16 protein-coding genes are annotated in these 17,052 nt (G+C 65.4%); 3 read left to right on the top strand and 13 right to left on the bottom strand.

Features of this window, described 5'->3' with window-relative positions:
• Positions 1–54: 54 nt before the first annotated feature.
• The 8 genes from rseP to rpsB all read right to left on the bottom strand — a co-directional run bounded on the left by rseP (position 55) and on the right by rpsB (position 6,980).
• A complete protein-coding gene (rseP, locus tag Q0R27_RS02260) occupies positions 55–1,182 on the bottom strand; it encodes an RIP metalloprotease RseP (RefSeq protein ID WP_293940520.1) in 1,128 nt (375 codons plus the stop codon).
• On the bottom strand, positions 1,183–2,346 hold the full coding sequence (locus tag Q0R27_RS02255; protein WP_293940518.1) for a 1-deoxy-D-xylulose-5-phosphate reductoisomerase: 1,164 nt from the start codon (positions 2,344–2,346) through the stop codon (positions 1,183–1,185). It abuts the gene before it with no gap.
• Positions 2,337–2,969 carry a phosphatidate cytidylyltransferase gene (locus tag Q0R27_RS02250; RefSeq protein WP_366079690.1) on the bottom strand — a complete coding sequence of 211 codons (633 nt, stop codon included), beginning with the start codon at positions 2,967–2,969 and terminating at the stop codon, positions 2,337–2,339. The genes Q0R27_RS02255 and Q0R27_RS02250 overlap by 10 nt, the downstream gene beginning before the upstream one ends.
• 4 nt (positions 2,970–2,973) lie before the next feature.
• The gene (locus tag Q0R27_RS02245) at positions 2,974–3,732 is read right to left on the bottom strand and encodes an isoprenyl transferase (protein ID WP_293940514.1); all 759 of its coding nucleotides are present in this window, start codon (positions 3,730–3,732) and stop codon (positions 2,974–2,976) included.
• Positions 3,729–4,286 carry a ribosome recycling factor gene (gene frr, locus Q0R27_RS02240; RefSeq protein ID WP_293940512.1) on the bottom strand — a complete coding sequence of 186 codons (558 nt, stop codon included), beginning with the start codon at positions 4,284–4,286 and terminating at the stop codon, positions 3,729–3,731. Before frr ends, Q0R27_RS02245 begins: the two co-directional genes overlap by 4 nt.
• A 3-nt stretch (positions 4,287–4,289) precedes the next feature.
• Positions 4,290–5,012 (bottom strand): UMP kinase, encoded by a 723-nt coding sequence (pyrH, locus tag Q0R27_RS02235; protein WP_293940510.1) that lies wholly within the window; start codon positions 5,010–5,012, stop codon positions 4,290–4,292.
• A 118-nt stretch (positions 5,013–5,130) separates the two neighbouring features.
• Complete coding sequence (tsf, locus tag Q0R27_RS02230; protein WP_293940508.1) at positions 5,131–6,075, bottom strand: translation elongation factor Ts; 945 nt, start codon at positions 6,073–6,075, stop codon at positions 5,131–5,133.
• 152 nt (positions 6,076–6,227) lie between these two features.
• Positions 6,228–6,980 (bottom strand): 30S ribosomal protein S2, encoded by a 753-nt coding sequence (gene rpsB, locus Q0R27_RS02225; RefSeq protein ID WP_293940505.1) that lies wholly within the window; start codon positions 6,978–6,980, stop codon positions 6,228–6,230.
• A gap of 300 nt (positions 6,981–7,280) precedes the next feature.
• On the opposite strand from rpsB, the gene Q0R27_RS02220 reads away from it, so the two are divergent.
• On the top strand, positions 7,281–7,517 hold the full coding sequence (locus tag Q0R27_RS02220; RefSeq protein ID WP_293940503.1) for a hypothetical protein: 237 nt from the start codon (positions 7,281–7,283) through the stop codon (positions 7,515–7,517).
• On the opposite strand, the gene Q0R27_RS02215 is transcribed toward Q0R27_RS02220, so the two are convergent.
• Both Q0R27_RS02215 and Q0R27_RS02210 read right to left on the bottom strand, forming a co-directional pair.
• Positions 7,447–8,244 (bottom strand): phosphatidylcholine/phosphatidylserine synthase, encoded by a 798-nt coding sequence (locus Q0R27_RS02215; protein WP_293940501.1) that lies wholly within the window; start codon positions 8,242–8,244, stop codon positions 7,447–7,449. The two genes, Q0R27_RS02220 and Q0R27_RS02215, sit on opposite strands and share 71 nt — an antisense overlap.
• Complete coding sequence (locus tag Q0R27_RS02210; RefSeq protein WP_293940499.1) at positions 8,241–8,966, bottom strand: phosphatidylserine decarboxylase; 726 nt, start codon at positions 8,964–8,966, stop codon at positions 8,241–8,243. Before Q0R27_RS02210 ends, Q0R27_RS02215 begins: the two co-directional genes overlap by 4 nt.
• A 117-nt stretch (positions 8,967–9,083) precedes the next feature.
• On the opposite strand from Q0R27_RS02210, the gene Q0R27_RS02205 reads away from it, so the two are divergent.
• A complete protein-coding gene (locus Q0R27_RS02205) occupies positions 9,084–10,304 on the top strand; it encodes an NADP-dependent isocitrate dehydrogenase (RefSeq protein ID WP_293940498.1) in 1,221 nt (406 codons plus the stop codon).
• A 144-nt stretch (positions 10,305–10,448) separates the two neighbouring features.
• Here Q0R27_RS02205 and Q0R27_RS02200 read toward each other — a convergent pair whose 3' ends face one another.
• Positions 10,449–11,825 (bottom strand): FAD-dependent oxidoreductase, encoded by a 1,377-nt coding sequence (locus Q0R27_RS02200; protein ID WP_293940496.1) that lies wholly within the window; start codon positions 11,823–11,825, stop codon positions 10,449–10,451.
• Positions 11,826–11,904: 79 nt separating this feature from the next.
• Between Q0R27_RS02200 and Q0R27_RS02195 the strand changes: the two genes are divergently transcribed.
• Positions 11,905–13,683: a cation:proton antiporter gene (locus Q0R27_RS02195; protein ID WP_293940494.1), complete on the top strand. Its 1,779-nt coding sequence runs from the start codon at positions 11,905–11,907 to the stop codon at positions 13,681–13,683.
• Here Q0R27_RS02195 and alaS read toward each other — a convergent pair.
• Together alaS and Q0R27_RS02185 are read right to left on the bottom strand one after the other, a co-directional pair.
• Positions 13,680–16,334 carry an alanine--tRNA ligase gene (gene alaS / locus Q0R27_RS02190; protein WP_293940492.1) on the bottom strand — a complete coding sequence of 885 codons (2,655 nt, stop codon included), beginning with the start codon at positions 16,332–16,334 and terminating at the stop codon, positions 13,680–13,682. The genes Q0R27_RS02195 and alaS overlap by 4 nt on opposite strands.
• A gap of 67 nt (positions 16,335–16,401) precedes the next feature.
• On the bottom strand, positions 16,402–17,052 hold a 651-nt coding region (locus Q0R27_RS02185), incomplete at its 5' end, for a hypothetical protein (protein WP_293940490.1).

The raw sequence follows: 17,052 nt of genomic DNA, 5'->3' as shown, positions 1-17,052 counted from the left end.
CCAACCGGGCGCTTGGTGCGGCCCTGCCCTAAGCCCCGTTCCCGATCAAGCTTGCTAGCCCATCAGCCCGCCGAGCCGAGCCCACAAACCGAACGACCCGAGATCGTTGAAGGTCGTGAACATGACCAGAGCGAGGATGAGCGCAAGCCCGCCACGGAAAGCCCATTCCTGCGCCCGCTCGCTGACCGGTTTCCGCCGGACCGCCTCGACGAGGTAAAAGAAGAGGTGGCCGCCATCGAGCATCGGCACTGGCAATAAGTTGATGAATCCCAGATTAATTGAAAATAGCGCGACGAGCTGGATAAACTCGAAAAAGCCGAGGCTGGCCTGCTGGCCAGCCATCTGCGCCATTTTCAGCGTGCCGCCCAATTCCTTGACCGAGCGCTGGCCGCCGATGATCTGGCCAAGACCATCGGCCATCGAGCGGGTAATCTCGAATGTGAATCGAGTCGCTTGCGGGATGACCGACAGCAACGGTGGGCGAACCCACTCGCGATCGGCCGGAACGATGCCGAGCAGGCCGATGCGGGCGGTCTGGCCGAACTCGTCCTTCATCTCGAAGCTGGCGATCGGCGCGGGCAAGACCTGCTCGGACCCGTTTCGGACAAACCGGATATCGAGCGTCTGGCCAGCGCGCAGTGCCACCGTCCGCCGGATATCCTCGAAAGAATCGGTAGTCCGGTCGCCGATCGAGAGGATGCGATCGCCCGGCTGGAGTCCGATCTTGAACGCGGTCGAATTGGGCAAGGTGCGCCCCACTACCGGCGGGCTGTGGGGCATGCCGAGCGTGACGAAGAAGGCCGAGAAAATCAGGATCGCGATGGCGAAATTCGCCGCCGGGCCAGCGAGCACGATCAGGAACCGTTGCCACACCGGCTTGAGGTGGAAGCTGCGCGCGCGGTCGGTCTCGCTCAGTGGCGCGCTATCGGGCCGGCTGGTCGCGTCCGCATCGCCGGTGAACCGGACATAGCCGCCGAGCGGGAGCAGCCCGACTTTCCAGCGGGTGCCGCGCTTGTCGGTCCAGCCGAACAGCTCCGGGCCGAAGCCGATCGAGAAGTGCTCGGCGCCGACCCCGAACAGCCGCCCGGCCCAGTAATGGCCGAGCTCGTGGAGGAAGACGAGCGGTCCCAGTGCGCACAGGAAGGCGACAAGGATGAACCAGACGGGGGGTTGGCTGAGCATCTAGGTGGCGAACGCGGTCATCAACTGGAGGGTAGTATCGCGCGTCCGTGCATCAATGTCGATGACGTCGGCGACGGACCGGGGCGGCGGCGCGTCAGTCCGGTCGATCGCCTGCTCGACGAGGGCCGCGATGTCGCCGAAGCCGATGCGGTGGTCGAGGAAGGCGGCGACCGCGATTTCGTTTGCGGCATTGAGCACGATCGGGGCGGCGCCGCCGACCTCAAGCGCGGCGCGCGCAAGGCGCAGCGCCGGGAAGCGCTCTGGATCGGGCTGTTCGAAGGTCAGCGTGGCGATGCTGGCGAGGTCGAGCCGCGCGGCCGGAGTCGTCATCCGCTCGGGCCAGGCGAGCGCGTGCGCGATGGGGATGCGCATGTCGGGGCTGCCAAGCTGGGCAAGGACCGATCCGTCGACGTATTCGACCATCGAATGGATCACCGATTGCGGGTGGACGAGGATGTCGATCCGGTCCGACGGCAGGCCGAAGAGGTGGTGCGCCTCGATCAGCTCGAGCCCCTTGTTCATCATCGTTGCCGAATCGACCGAGATCTTCGCGCCCATCGACCAGTTGGGGTGAGCAACCGCCTGCCTGGGTGTCATATCGCGCATCTCGGCGAGGCTGCGGTCACGGAACGGGCCCCCGCTCGCGGTCAGGACAATCTTTGCGACTTCATTCAAACGACTTCCGGCAAGGCACTGGAAAATTGCATTATGTTCGCTGTCAACGGGCAGAATGGTGGCGCCGTGGCGGGTCGCCGCGTCGATCATCAGCGCGCCCGCGGTGACCAGCGCTTCCTTGTTGGCGAGGGCGACCACCCTGCCCGCCTCGACCGCCGCCATCACTGGCTCGAGTCCGGCGCAGCCGACGATCGCGGCCATGACGAGGTCAGCGCAGACGGCAGCCTCGTTGAGCGCGGCGCGGCCGGTCGCGGCGCGGCAATCGGTCCCGGCAAGGCGTGCCTCGAGCTCGGGAAGCAGCGCTTCGTCGTCGATCACCGCGAGCCTTGCGCCCGTGCGGCGCGCGGCGTCGGCCAGCGCGGCAACCTGTTTTGCGGCGGTCAGCGCGACGACCTCGAACCGTTCAGGGTGGAGCGCGACGAGGTCGAGCGTCGATGTCCCGATCGAACCGGTGGCACCGAGGATCGACAGTGACCGCCTCACAGCCATCCCGACAGCTGCACCATGACGGTCAGGGTGGCGACCACGACGAGCCCGTCGAGCCGGTCGAGCACGCCGCCATGACCCGGTAGGATCGAACCGCTGTCCTTGACCCCGGCGCGGCGCTTGAGCCCGCTTTCGAACAGGTCGCCCATCTGCGCGCCGACCGCGAACAACGGGGCAAGGTAGAGCCACAGGTCGGGAAGGTCGAAATAGAGTATCCATGCGGCGCCAAGCGCTCCAGCGGCGATCATCGCGCCGATCAGCCCGGCCCAGGTCTTGTTCGGGCTGATCGAGGGCGCGAGCTTGGGCCCGCCAATCGTCCGACCGGCGAAATAGGCGCCGATATCGGTCGACCAAGTGACGATGAAGACCCACAACAGCATCTCGAGCTTGTGCGCCCCGCGCTCGCGGATCCACAGCAGCGCGAGCGCCGGAATCAGCGCATAGCCGAAGCCGGCGACCATCCAGTGAAAACCCCAGCCGCGGACGATCCGGCTCCACTCGTAATACATCATCGTGGCGGCGGCGGCGACCAGCACCGCGAACCAGGTCCCGCCAATCACCGCCGCAGCGAGCGCGATGGCGATCATCACCAGCCCGGAAACAATGCGCGTGAGCAGTTCTGTCACAGGATCAGCGACCACCGAAACGGCGTTGGCGCATCGCATATTGGTCGAGCGCGGCGGTCAGCGAAGCGGCGTCGAAATCAGGCCATAGCGTGTCGAGAAAGATGAGTTCGGCATAAGCCGCCTGCCATAGCAGGAAGTTGGACAGGCGAACCTCGCCCGAAGTGCGGATCAGCAGGTCAAGCTCGGGCCAGCGCGCGGTCTGGAGCTCGGCGCCGATCATCGCTTCGTCGATCGAGGCCGGATCAATTTCGCCGCGCTGCGCCTTCACGGCAAGGGTTTGCGCCGCCTTGGCCAGTTCTCCACGCGAGCCATAGTTGAGCGCCATGACGAGCGTGATCGCTCGATTATGACGGGTACTCTCGACCGCTCGCTGGAGCCGCGCGGCAAGGTCGGGGCCGAACGCCTCGGGCTCGCCGATCAATTCGAGCCGCACCCCCTCCTTCTTGAGGCTGGCAAGCTCGTGGTCGAGGTAGAAGCGCATCAGCGCGGTAAGGTCGGACACTTCCTCGGCCGAGCGGCGCCAATTCTCTGACGAGAAGGCATAGAGGGTGAGCACCTCGACCCCGGATTCGGCGGCGGCGCGAACGGTCTTGCGAACTGCCTCGGCACCGGCCCGATGACCCGCAACGCGCGGCAGCCCCCGCTTCGAAGCCCAGCGCCCGTTCCCGTCCATGATGATCGCGACATGGCGTGGAACGCGGGCGTCCCCCGTCCTGGCGACGCCCTCGGCCCTCAAGGGCGCCAGAGGGCGTTCGAGCGTCATTTGCCGAGGATTTCCTGTTCCTTGCTGTACGCTGCGGCATCGATGTCCTTGATCGTCTCGTCGGTCATCTTCTGCACTTCGGTCTCGTGGCGCTTGCGCTCGTCCTCGCTGATCTCGTGCTTCTTCTCGTCGGCCTTGAGGGCGTCCATGCCGTCGCGGCGGACGTTGCGCGCCGCGATCCGCGCCTTTTCGGCATATTGCCCGGCCAGCTTGGCCAACTCCTTGCGTCGTTCTTCGGTGAGGTCGGGGATCGGCAGGCGGATGACCTGGCCATCGACGATCGGATTGATCCCGAGCCCGGCGTTGCGGATCGCTTTTTCGACCGGGGTCACGTTCGACCGGTCCCATACCTGGACCGAGATCATCCGCGGCTCGGGCACCGAAACGGTGGCGCACTGGTTGAGCGGCATGTTGGCGCCATAAACCTCGACCTGGATCGGATCGAGCAGCGCGGTCGAGGCGCGCCCGGTACGCAGGCCGACGAGGTCGGACTTGAGAGCCTCGGTCGCGCCGGCCATGCGGCGCTGGATGTCGGACTTGTCATAGGCTGGCATTGGTCAATTCTCCGTCTGGACGATCGTCGCGGTCCCCTGCCCCGCCAGCACCTGTGCAAGATTGCCGGGTTGGCGGATGTTGAATACGACGATCGGGATGTTGTTATCGCGGCACAGGGCGACTGCCGACGCGTCCATCACCTTGAGGTCGTCGGCCAGCACGCGGCTGAACGCGAGCTGGTCATAGCGTTTGGCGGTCGGCACCTTCTTGGGATCGGCATCGTAGACGCCGTCGACGCTGGTTCCCTTGAACAATGCGTCGCAGCCCATTTCGGCGGCGCGCAAGGCAGCGGCGGTATCGGTGGTAAAATAGGGGTTACCGGTGCCCGCGGCGAAGATGACGATACGGCCCTTCTCCATATGCCGCATCGCGCGGCGGCGGACATAAGGTTCGCACACGCTGGCCATCGGGATGGCGGACTGGACGCGGGTATCGATGCCGACTTTCTCGAGCGCATTCTGAACCGCGAGCGCGTTCATCACCGTCGCGAGCATGCCCATGTAGTCGGCGGTGCTGCGGTCGAAGCCCTTGGCGGCGCCGGCGATGCCGCGGAAGATGTTGCCTCCGCCAACGACGAGGCACAGCTCATGCCCGGCGGCCTTGGCGGCGGCGACCTCGCCCGCGAGACCGGCCACGGTATCGGGATCGATCCCGAACTGGCCGTCGCCCATCAGCGCTTCGCCCGACAGCTTGAGGAGAATCCGGTGGAAGCGCGGGCGATTCATGCGGATCCTTTTTCTTCTGCTGGCCGATGACGACAAACGGGGCCGGAAGCGCTCTTACGCACCCCCCGCCCCGCTGCCAACTGACTTCTCCCCCCGCCAGAGCAGGAGATGGTCGGGTTTACGCGACCGGGTCGGGCTTTTTGATGCCGGCGGTGGCGGCGACTTCGGCGGCGAAATCACTGGTCGGCTTTTCGATGCCCTCGCCGAGCTGGAAGCGCTCGAACGCCTTGAGCGTGATCGGCGCGCCGGCTTCCCTGGCGGCGGCCGCGACGACGTCGGCGATCGGGGTCTTGCCGTCGATCACGAACAGCTGCGACAGGAGCGCATTCTCCTTGCGGAACTTGGCGAGGCCGCCTTCGACCATCTTTTCGATGATGTTGGCCGGCTTACCGCTGTCCTTAGCCTTTTCGATCGCGATGGCGCGCTCACGTTCGACCAGCGCGGGGTCGAGATCGGCGGCGTCGAGCGCCAGCGGGTTGGCGGCGGCGATGTGCATCGCGAGCTGCTTGCCGAGCGCGTTGAGCGTCTCGACCGGGGCCGAGCCCTCGAGCGCGACCAGCACGCCGATCTTGCCCATGTTCGGGGCGGCGGCGTTGTGGACATAGCTGACCACGGCGCCCTCGCTCACATCGAGCCGGGCGGCGCGGCGCAGCGATTGATTCTCGCCGATCGTGGCGATGTTGTGGGTCAGCGCCTCGGCGACGGTGCCGCCGGTCGAGAAACTGGACGCGCCGAGCGCGTCGATGTCATTGCCGGTGGTCAGCGCCAGCTTCGACACTTCGGCGACGAAGCCCTGGAACTGCTCGTTCTTGGCGACGAAGTCGGTTTCCGAGTTGACCTCGACGACCGAACCCCTGGTGCCGTCGACAGCAACGCCGACGAGCCCTTCCGCCGCGGTGCGGCCGGCCTTCTTGGCGGCGGCGGCAAGACCCTTGGTGCGCAGCCAATCGACCGACGCTTCCATCTCGCCATGGTTCTCGGACAATGCCTTCTTGCAGTCCATCATGCCGGCGCCAGTGCGCTCGCGCAGTTCCTTCACCGAGGCAGCGGTGATCTCAGCCATGTCATGTTCCTCTGACTCCCCTCCCGCTCGAGGGAGGGATGAACCGCCAGCGGGCGGTTCATGGGGTGGGTTTTTTCAAGTTCGGGACGCGGCCTGCATTGCGACAGACCAACTCTTCGGCCCCCTCCCTGACGAAGGGAGGGGACGAAGGGTTACGCCAGTGCTTCTTCGACCGGCGGTTCGGCCATTTCGCCAATGTCGACGCCCTTGGCGGCCTGGTTGCCACTCTTCCCTGCGCGAGCCGCGGCGGCGATCGCGTCGGCGTAGAGGCGGATGGCGCGGCTGGCGTCGTCATTGCCCGGGACCGGGAAGGCGATGCCCTGCGGGTTCGAGTTCGAATCGAGGATCGCGACGACCGGGATGCCAAGGACGTTGGCTTCCTTGATCGCGAGCTCTTCCTTGTTCGAATCGATCACGAACATGACGTCGGGAAGCCCGCCCATGTCGCGGATGCCGCCGAGGCTCTTCTCGAGCTTGTCGCGCTCGCGGGTGAGCTGGAGAACTTCCTTCTTGGTCAGTCCGGCGGTGTCGCCCGACAGCTGCTCCTCAAGCGTCTTGAGGCGCTTGATCGAGTTGGAAATAGTCTTCCAGTTTGTCAGCATGCCGCCGAGCCAGCGGTGGTTGACGAAATGCTGGCCCGACGCGCGAGCCGCCTCGGCGACCGCGTCCTGCGCCTGGCGCTTGGTGCCGACGAACAGCACCTTGCCGCCGCGCGCAACGGCTTGCTGGACGAATTCGAGCGCACGAGCGAACAACGGGACGCTCTGCGACAGGTCGATGATGTGAACGCCGTTCCGCTCGCCGAAAATGTACGGCTTCATGCGGGGATTCCAGCGGTGGGTCTGGTGGCCGAAGTGGGCTCCGGCTTCGAGCAATTGCTGCAGGGTGACGACAGTGGTCGCCATAATCAGTCTCCTTCCGGTTAAACCTCGGCGGATCCAAGAACCGATCGTGAGATCGGCACCGGTATGACGGACCCGCCTGTGGGATGGCCGCGCCGTTAGCCGAACCGCATCGCGAGTTCAAGCTACTGGTGGTCGCCGTCGCTGCCGAGAGCCCGAATTTTATCCACAGCTTGTGGGCAACGCCAGCGCTTGACACGGAAGAACATATAGTGAACATCAGCGCAATAGAGCCGTTTCCACCCCCGATATGGAACGAATCAGGTCACCCGGGGTTGGCAGCGCTACAAAGGGAGAACGTCCGTGATTGCTGCCGTCACCACCTTGAGCTTCCTCGTCGCCGCCTGGGCGACTGTCTATGCGGTGATCGTCGGTCTCGACGATAGCAGCGCCAAGATAGTGGCCGCGCTCAAGGGTGATTCGATGCTTGCGCGCGAACCGGTGCTGACCAGCCCGGTCACGGTGCGGATCAGCGGGCGCCATCCGTCGCTGCGGTCGCAGTCGGCGCGGGCGAAGCCTGAGTGGCGCGCCGCCGCCTGACGCGGGCATAGCTGGCGATGCTGAAGGGAACGGTTGCGAGATAGGCGAGCGAGACCAGTGTCAGTGTGATCCACGGTTCGTTGATCAGGGCCGCCCCGAGCAGGGCAATACCGGCCAGCGCGACGACCCGCCAGCTCTTGCGGATGCGGATCGAGGTCCAGCTGTAGGTCGGGATGGCGGAGATCATGAGCACCGCGACAAACAGCGTCCACGGCATGACCAGCTTCCAGTCGCGGAACATGTCGTGGGCGGTAATCAGCCACAGGTAAATCGGGACGAACGCAAGTCCCGCCCCCGCCGGTGCCGGGACGCCGGTATTGAACCCCGCCGATTTATGCGGCTGCACCTCGGCATCGATCCGCGAATTGAACCGGGCGAGGCGAAGCGCGCAGGATACCGCAAGCGCCAGCGCGATCGTCCAGCCGAATTTGGGTGCGCTGGTCAAAGACCATTGGAACAGGATCAGCGCCGGCGCGGTGCCGAACGCAATATTGTCGGACAGGCTGTCGAGCTCGGCGCCGAACTTGCTGTTGGCCTTGAGCATCCGCGCGATGCGCCCGTCGAGTCCGTCGAGCACGCCGGCGACGACGATCGCGATCAATGCCTTGTCCCACTCGCCGCCGAAGGCGAAGCGGATTCCGGTCAGTCCCGAGCACAGCGCCAGCACGGTGACGGCGTTGGGAAGAAAGGCGCGAAGCGGCAATCCGCGGCCCTCGGGTTCGTTCACTGGCTGCTGCCGGTCAACGCGCGGTCCTGGCCGATCGTGCCCAGGACGGTCTCGCCGGCAATCGTCCGCTGGCCGAGCAAAACCTGCGGCGACGTGCCTTCGGGCAGATACACATCGACCCGGCTGCCGAAGCGAATGAGGCCGATGCGCTCGCCGGCGGCAACCTCGTCGCCTTCCTTGACGAAGGCCATGATCCGCCGCGCGACCAACCCGGCGATCTGGGTGAAACCGATCGACACGCCGTCGTTGCGGGTGACGAGGAAATGCTGCCGCTCATTATCCTCGCTTGCCTTGTCGAGGTCGGCGTTGAGGAACTTGCCCGGGACATAGGCGACGCGGGCAATCCGCCCGGCGATCGGCGAGCGATTGATGTGGACATCGAACACCGACATGAAGATCGACACGCGGGTGAAGCTCCCGCTCATCTGCGCGGCGAGCTCGGGCGGCGCGGCAACCCTGACGATCATCGTGATCAGCCCGTCGGCCGGCGCGACGATCAACGACGGATCCTGCGGTGTGGTGCGAATGGGGTCGCGGAAGAAGGCGGCCACCCAGATCGTCAGCCCGACCAGCAGCCAGCCGATGAAATGACTGACGCCGCCATACATAACGAGCGTCGCGACGGCGGCGATCAGGGTGAATTTGCGCCCCTCGGGGTGGACCGAGGGAAAGCGCCACTTGACCGCGGTCAACTGGCTGTCGGGCTTGTCAATCTGTGGCATGGGCTTCCTCTACAAGCGCGATCGCATAGCGACAACCGTCGGAGCGGTCCAAGCGTTGCCTAAGCCGTTTCCCCCGCTTAAGGCCCGCGCAACCCAAATGTATTTCAGGACGATTTTATGGCCAAAATCAAGGTAAAAACCCCGCTCGTCGAACTCGACGGCGACGAGATGACGCGGATCATCTGGCAATGGATTCGCGAGCGGCTGATCCTCCCCTATCTCGACGTCGACCTGATCTATTTCGACCTCGGCATGGAGCATCGCGACGCGACCGATGACAAGGTCACCGTCGAGAGCGCCGAAGCAATCCAGAAATACGGCGTCGGCGTGAAGTGCGCGACGATCACCCCCGACGAAGCGCGGGTCGAGGAGTTCGGCCTCAAGAAGATGTGGAAGTCGCCCAACGGCACGATCCGCAATATTTTGGGCGGGGTGGTCTTCCGCGAGCCGATCGTAATCAGCAATATCCCGCGGCTGATCCCCGGCTGGACCGACCCGATCGTGATCGGTCGCCACGCCTTCGCCGACCAGTATAAGGCGACCGACTTCCTGATCCCGGGTCCGGGCAAGTTGATGATGAAATGGACCGGCGAGGACGGGCAGGTCATCGAGCACGAAGTGTTCGACTATCCCTCAGCCGGGGTCGCGATGGGGATGTACAACCTCGACAATTCGATCCGCGATTTCGCGCGGGCGAGCCTCAACTACGGGCTCAACCTCGGCTGGCCGGTGTATCTGAGCACCAAGAACACCATCCTCAAAGCCTATGACGGGCGCTTCAAGGACATCTTCCAGCAAGTATTCGATAGCGAATTCAAGGATTCGTTCGCCAAGGCCGGGATCGAATATCAGCACCGCCTGATCGACGACATGGTCGCCTCAGCGCTCAAGTGGAGCGGCAAGTTCGTTTGGGCGTGCAAGAATTACGATGGCGATGTCCAGTCCGATCAGGTCGCGCAGGGCTTCGGTTCACTCGGGCTGATGACCTCGGTGCTGATGACTCCCGACGGCAAGACAATCGAGGCCGAAGCGGCACATGGTACCGTCACGCGGCATTATCGCATGCATCAGGCTGGCAAGGCGACCTCGACCAACCCGATCGCGTCGATCTTCGCGTGGACCGGCGGATTAAAGTATCGCGGCAAGTTCGACGACACGCCCGAAGTGGTCAAGTTCGCCGAGACGCTCGAGCGGGTCTGCATCGAGACGGTCGAGCAAGGCAAGATGACCAAGGACCTCGCGATCCTCATCGGCCCCGATCAGGCGTGGATGACCACCGAGCAATTCTTCGAGGCGATCCGCGCCAACCTCGAAAAGGAGATGGCCCAAGCGGCGTAGAAGCCGGCTTGGAAAGTCAGGCTAAAGTCAGCCCTGAATTGCATTCTCCGGCTTCGAGTCATTCTGCAGAGACGACGGGAAGCAACTGAAATAGCCTATATTCCCTTTCAGTGGCTGTAGGAAAGCGAAATCGCCAATCCTTCGTCATGCGGTGCCGGAGGTGACGTGCTCGCGTCGAATGCCGAGGCCGATCAGGCGGCCCGGGATACGGCGGAGAAGCGGGAAGCGGTCGAGCAAGCGGATCACCAACGGCGCGCGGGTAATTGCCCCCCCGCCGAGGACGCGGCCGATGATCGCGTCCTGGGCGAGCTTCTGAGCAGATTGGATCAGGCGGGTCGGAAAGAGGCGGCGGGCTTGAACCTTGTCGAGCAGGCCGTCGATCGGTTCGCCTCTCGCCATCGGGCCGGCGAGGGCGTTAGCAGCGGCAACTGCGTCCTGAATGGCGAGGTTGATGCCGATACCACCGATCGGCGACATGGCGTGGGCCGCGTCACCGATGGCGAGCAGGCCCGGACGGTGCCAGCACGTCAGCCGGTCGAGCGCGACGGTCAGCAAGTGAAGGTCATCGAGGGAATCGAGCGCGTTGGGTGGAAAGGTCAGGTCCGGGAAGGCAGTGGCGACCTCGCCAGCGACCCACTCGATGCCCTTGGCCTTGACCGCATCGGCGCCGCCCTTGGGAACGAGGAAGGCGACTTGCCAATAGCTGCCGCGGTCGATCAGCACGACCATTCGCCCAGCCGCGATCGAGCCGCGCAGGGCACCACCCGCCTTGTTGGCCTTGCCGATGCGAAACCAGAAGACGTCCATCGGGGCGCCGAGCACTTCAAGCGGGAGAAGGCGACGGGCGAGCGATGAGCGGCCATCGGCGGCAATAACGAGGTCGGCGACGATCGCCCGGCCGTCGGCGAGCGTAACCCCGCTCGTGCGCCCGTCCGTTTGCGTGAAGCCAGTGACCGCCGCGTTCATTTCGAGCGCAAAGCCGGGGAATGCGGACGCCTCGTCGCGGAGGAAATCGAGGAAGTCCCACTGCGGCATCATCGCGATGAACGGTGCTGGGGTGCGCAAGTGAGTCAAATCGCCGATCTTCCAGTCGCGCCCCGCCAGCCGGATCTGGGCGCGCTCGAGCCGTACGTGCGGCCGCTCGAGAAACCGCCCGAGCATCCCGAGCTGGTCGAGGATCTCCATCGTCGAGGGGTGGACCGTGTCACCGCGGAAATCTCGGAAGAAGTCGGCATGCTTTTCGAGTAGCGTGACGCTTACGCCGGCGCGGGCGAACAGCAGGCCGGCAAGCATCCCGGCCGGCCCACCGCCGACGATGAGAAGCGAGCTTGGCTTGTGCGCGGCCTGCTTGCCCGCGCTGGATTTGACCAGATATTCGGGATTGTCCTTCGACGCGGCGACCTTGTGGCCCTTGATAATTCGCGGCGAGGTCAATTTCTTGACGACCTTGCCGGTCGAATGACCCCGCTCGAATTCCAGCCCACCTTGTCGCCGGTCTTGACCGATTTCGCCATGACGCACCTCCAACTGCTGCCAAACGCGTCAGTCGCCACGCAGTGCCGTGGTGACTTCGCGTGTCCGCCATGGTTAGGCAGCGGGCATGGCGCCAACCAACCATTTCAGCGGCACTGGCTTCTCCGACGCGCTGACCATACTGCTGGCTGCGGGCATCGTCATCCCGACCTTCGCCCGCTTCAAGGTGTCGCCGGTGATCGGCTTCATCCTGGTCGGGATCATCGCCGGTCCGTTCGCGCTGGGGGCGCTTGCGCCAGCCTATCCGTGGCTCGAGACTTTCTCGATCTCCAATCCGGAAGGAATTGAGCCGTTCGCCGAGCTCGGGATCATCTTCTTGCTGTTCGCGGCGGGGTTGCACCTCAGTTTTCGCCGACTGGTGACGATGCGCCGCGAGGTATTCGGGGTCGGCGCCGCCGAACTGCTGCTGTCGGCGGGGCTGATCGCCATCGGCTTGCTCGCCACCGGAGAGCGGATCAGCAGCGCTACCGCGCTCGGCCTCGCCCTGGCCTTGTCCTCGACCGCGCTGGTGTTGCCGATCGCGGGCACGAAAAGCGCGGTCGGGCGCGCCGCCTTTGCCATGCTGCTGTTCGAGGACCTCGCGCTGGTCCCGCTGCTGTTCCTGATCGAAGTGATGAGCGGCGACGCCTCGCTTTCGGGGCTGCTGCGGACCGCGGTCGGCGGCGTGCTGGTCGTCGCGGCGGTCTTGGTCGGCGGACGCTTCCTCCTGCCACGGCTGTTCGCGCAGGCGGCGAGAACGAAGAGCCCCGAGCTGTTCCTGGCCGTCAGCCTGCTCGTCGTCATCCTCGCCAGCCTCGCCACCGGCGCGGTCGGGCTCTCGCCGATCCTCGGTGCGCTGATCGCCGGCATCCTCATCGCCGAGACCGACTATGGCACCGAGGTCGAGACCGTCACCGCGCCGCTGCGCGGGCTGGCGCTCGGCATCTTCCTGATTACCGTCGGCATGCGGATCGACCTCAAAGCGCTGATTGCCGACTGGCCCATGTTATTGGGCGCGACGGTCGCCTTGCTCCTCGTCAAGGCGCTCGTCACCGCCGTGCTGCTTCGGCTCAGCGGCGCGCGGCACGGCACCGCGGTCGAAACTGGCGTCATGATGGCAAGTCCGTCTGAGACCAGTCTGATCGTTATCGGCGCTGCGGCAAGTGCCGGACTGGTCCTGCGCGCCAGTGCCGATTTCTGGACCGTCGTGACCGCCATCGGGCTGACCGTCACCCCCCTCCTTGCCGCGGCAGGCAAGCGAATCGCGCGCCGCGTCGATGATCGTGCCGCGTCGGACCACGAGCAGCTGACGGGGGTTGGGCGGACCGTCGTGTTCGGGTTCGGCCGCGTCGGCCAGATGGTTGCCGACATGCTCATCGCGCACGACCAGCCCTATTTGGCGATCGACAGCGATATCGACGAGGTCAAAGAGGCCCGGCGCGCGGGTTATGCGGTCCAATTCGGCGACGTTTCGCGCGGCGAGCTGGTCGACCGGTTGAAGCTGGGGAGCGCCGCGGCGTTGGTCCTGACGATGGACGATCCGGTGCTGACAGCGCAGCTCGCCAAGCGAGTGCGCGGCTGGTGCCCCGAGCTGCCGATCATCGCCCGGGCACGGGACACGGCGCATGCGGCCGAGCTTTATCGCGCCGGGGTGAGCGATGCGGTGCCCGAGACATTGGAGGCGTCGCTGCAGTTATCGGAGGCGGTGCTGATCGATATCGGGCTGGCGATGGGGCCGGTGATCGCGAGTATCCACGAGAAACGCAGCGAGCTTCGCGCCAAGATCATGGCGGGGGGCGCAGTCGACGATGTGCGGGTGCTTGGGCGCCGCCGAGTGCGGGACTCTTTGCCAGCCAAGTCGGTTTAAGCCGGTACTTTTGACAGTGCTTCCTTGATCGCGGCCAAGGCTTCTGGGGCTTTCGCGCCGTCGGGGCCTCCGCCTTGGGCCATGTCGGGGCGGCCTCCCCCGCCCTGCCCGCCAAGCGCCGCGACCGCTGCCTTGACGAGGTCGACGGCGGAGACGGGGAGGCCTTCGCTGACCCCGACCGCGACGCTGGCGCGGCCGTCGTTGGTGGCGATCAGCGCGGCGATGCCGGGGGCGCCGAGCCGGGCGCGCATGGCGTCGACTTCGGAGCGTAGCGCCTTGGGATCGAGGCCGTCGACGACCTGGCCGAGGAACGGATAGCCGGCGACCTGTTCGGGGCCAGCGGCCTCGGCTTGCGCGGAGCCGCCGCCCATTGCGAGGGCTTTCTTTGCGTCAGCGAGTTCGCGTTCGAGGCGCTTGCTGTTCTCCATGAGCACCGCAAGGCGGGCGGGAACTTCGTCGGGGCTGGCTTTCAGCGTCGCGGCGGCTTCGCGAAGGCGGGCGTCGCGGTCGGTCAGCCACAGGCGCGCGGCTTCGCCGGTGAGGGCTTCGATTCGGCGGACGCCCGAGGAGACGGCGGATTCGGCGACGATCTTGAACAGCGCGATATCGCCCAACGCGGTGACGTGGGTGCCGCCGCACAGTTCGACGGAATAGTCGGCATCGACGCACTTACCCATCGACAGGACGCGGACTTCGTCGCCGTACTTCTCGCCGAACAGCGCCATCGCTCCCGCTGCAATCGCGTCGTCGGGGGTCATCAGGCGGGTCGAGACGGGCTGGTTGTGGCGGATGTGGGCGTTCACCTCGGCCTCGATCGCGGCGATGTCGGCGGGGGTGAGCGCGGTAGGGTGAGAGTAGTCGAAGCGCAGCCGGTCGGCGGCGACGAGGCTGCCCTTCTGAGTGACATGACCGCCGAGGCGGCGGCGCAGCGCGGCGTGGAGCAAGTGGGTGGCGCTATGGTTGGCGCGGACCTGCGCGCGGCGCTCGACATCGACCGACTGGTGGAGCGTGTCGCCGAGCTTGATCGAACCGACAGCGATGCGCGCGTGGAGCGCGTGGAGCTTGCCAAGCGGTTTCGACGTGTCCTCAACTTGTCCTGTGAAACCATTGAGCGCGCTCAATTGTCCGGCGTCGCCGACCTGCCCGCCGCTCTCGCCATAGAAGGGGGTCTGGTTGAGGATGACGGTGACGGATTCGCCCTCCCCCGCCTGCTCGACGCGGGCGCCGTCCTTGACGATGGCGAGGACGATGCCTTCGCCTTCATGGCCCGCATAGCCGGTGAATTCGGTCGGTCCATGCTCCTCGACGAGGTCGAACCACAGGTCGTCGGAAGCGCGGTCGCCCGAGCCCTTCCACGCAGCGCGGGCGGCGGCTTTCTGCGCGGCCATGGCTTCGTCGAAGCCGGCGCGGTCGACGGCGAGCCCGCGGGCGCGCAGCGCGTCCTCGGTCAGGTCGTAGGGGAAGCCGAACGTGTCATAGAGCTTGAACGCGGTCGCGCCGGGGAGTGTGTCGCCGGTCGCCATGCTGCCGGTGGCTTCGTCGAGCAGGCGCAGGCCGTTGCTGAGGGTGCGGCGGAACTGGACTTCCTCCTGCGCCAGCGTCGCTTCGATCAGCGGCTGGGCGCGGACGAGATCGGGATAGGCACCGCCCATCTCGGCGACGAGCGCGGGGACGAGGCGGTGCATCAGCGGGTCGGCGGCGCCGAGCAGGTGCGCGTGGCGCATCGCACGGCGCATGATGCGGCGCACGACATAGCCGCGGCCTTCGTTGGCGGGGAGGACTCCGTCGGCGACGAGGAAGCCCGCGGCGCGGAGATGGTCGGCGATGACGCGGTGGCTGGCCTTGCGGTCACCCTCGGCGCGGGTCTTGGTCAGGGCTTCGCTCTCGGCAATCAGCGCCTTGAAGATGTCGGTGTCGTAATTGTCGTGAACGCCCTGTATGACGGCGGCGATGCGCTCGAGCCCCATGCCGGTGTCGATCGAAGGCTTGGGCAGGTCCGAGACGATCTCGCCGCCGACCTGCTCATATTGCATGAAGACGAGATTCCAGATCTCGACGAAGCGGTCACCGTCTTCGTCGGGGCTGCCCGGGGGGCCGCCGGGGATATGGTCGCCATGATCGTAGAAGATTTCCGAGCAGGGCCCTGACGGACCATCGTCGCCCATCGCCCAGAAATTATCCTTGGTGGCGATGCGGATGATGCGGCTGTCGGGGAGGCCGGCGATGCGCTTCCACAGCGACGCGGCTTCGTCGTCGGTGTGGTAGACGGTGATCGTCAGCCGGTTCGGGTCGAGGCCCCATTCTTTCGTGAGCAGGGTCCAGGCGTGGTGGATCGCCTGCTCCTTGAAATAGTCGCCGAACGAGAAATTTCCGAGCATTTCGAAGAAGGTATGGTGCCGCGCGGTATAGCCGACATTGTCCAGATCGTTGTGCTTGCCGCCGGCGCGCACGCATTTTTGCGACGACGTGGCGCGCGGTTCTTTGCGCGTTTCAAGGCCTGTGAACACGTTCTTGAACGGCACCATCCCGGCGTTGACGAACATCAACGTCGGATCGTTGTACGGCACCAGCGGCGCGCTGGGCACGATCTCGTGCCCGGCCTTTCCGAAATAATCGAGGAACGAGCGGCGAATTTCATTTGTCGATGGCATAGAGTTTGAAGGCATAGGTTGGGGGGATTAAGCCCTCACCCGTCGCGGAACAAGCGCGTTTCGTCGCTCAGGTCGATCCGACGCCAGTGGCAGCAGGTTTGTCCACCGGAACCATCACGGTCAGGGCTTTGGGCAGGCTGCGGAAGGTGAGCGGCAGCGCCATGCGCGTCACTTCGCCATCGTGCGCGACATCGATCGAGCCCTCACCGCTGACGACGAGTGTTTCAACCTCGCCCAGCGCAAGGAAATCCCGCTCAGGATCGGCGCGGCCCACCAGCGCGCGCAAGCCGAAACCGGCGAGCCCTAAGACGGTGCGCGGCGCAACCGCGTAAACAGACAGCACCCCGTCGGTCAGGCTGTCGCGCTTGCCCAGCCAACGGCCCTGGTAGTTATAGCGGTTGTTGCCTATGAACAGCAGTGGGGTCAGGATCGGCTGCACCCCTTCACCCATATCGATGCAGAGCGGGCGCAACTTCATGCGCTTGAGGATGCCCCAGGCAGCAGGCACCGTCGCCAACCATTTCGGCAGCTTTATCGCGTCGCGCCGCCGCACCAGCCGGGTATAGAGACCGATCGAGGCGTTGTTGACGAATACCGTATCGCCCACGCAACCAAGATCGATCGCAATGCGCCGGCCGTTGACCGCGACCTGGGCCGCACCCTTGAGGTCGGCGGGCACGCCCAGTTCCCTGGCGAGGTGGTTGAGCGTTCCCAACGG

Origin of the sequence: Sphingomonas sp. (genome assembly GCF_025362505.1) — a bacterium.
Lineage (GTDB): Bacteria > Pseudomonadota > Alphaproteobacteria > Sphingomonadales > Sphingomonadaceae > Sphingomicrobium.
This window is presented reverse-complemented; position numbering and strand designations above follow the sequence as displayed.

What these genes read in the sequence shown, in the direction of transcription:
- rseP (WP_293940520.1), bottom strand. Translation starts at nt 1,182, where the DNA reads ATGCTCAGCCAACCCCCCGTCTGGTTCATCCTTGTCGCCTTCCTGTGC.
- Q0R27_RS02255 (WP_293940518.1), bottom strand. Translation starts at nt 2,346, where the DNA reads ATGGCTGTGAGGCGGTCACTGTCGATCCTCGGTGCCACCGGTTCGATC.
- Q0R27_RS02245 (WP_293940514.1), bottom strand. Translation starts at nt 3,732, where the DNA reads ATGACGCTCGAACGCCCTCTGGCGCCCTTGAGGGCCGAGGGCGTCGCC.
- frr (WP_293940512.1), bottom strand. Translation starts at nt 4,286, where the DNA reads ATGCCAGCCTATGACAAGTCCGACATCCAGCGCCGCATGGCCGGCGCG.
- pyrH (WP_293940510.1), bottom strand. Translation starts at nt 5,012, where the DNA reads ATGAATCGCCCGCGCTTCCACCGGATTCTCCTCAAGCTGTCGGGCGAA.
- tsf (WP_293940508.1), bottom strand. Translation starts at nt 6,075, where the DNA reads ATGGCTGAGATCACCGCTGCCTCGGTGAAGGAACTGCGCGAGCGCACT.
- rpsB (WP_293940505.1), bottom strand. Translation starts at nt 6,980, where the DNA reads ATGGCGACCACTGTCGTCACCCTGCAGCAATTGCTCGAAGCCGGAGCC.
- Q0R27_RS02210 (WP_293940499.1), bottom strand. Translation starts at nt 8,966, where the DNA reads ATGCCACAGATTGACAAGCCCGACAGCCAGTTGACCGCGGTCAAGTGG.
- Q0R27_RS02205 (WP_293940498.1), top strand. Translation starts at nt 9,084, where the DNA reads ATGGCCAAAATCAAGGTAAAAACCCCGCTCGTCGAACTCGACGGCGAC.
- Q0R27_RS02195 (WP_293940494.1), top strand. Translation starts at nt 11,905, where the DNA reads ATGGCGCCAACCAACCATTTCAGCGGCACTGGCTTCTCCGACGCGCTG.
- alaS (WP_293940492.1), bottom strand. Translation starts at nt 16,334, where the DNA reads ATGCCATCGACAAATGAAATTCGCCGCTCGTTCCTCGATTATTTCGGA.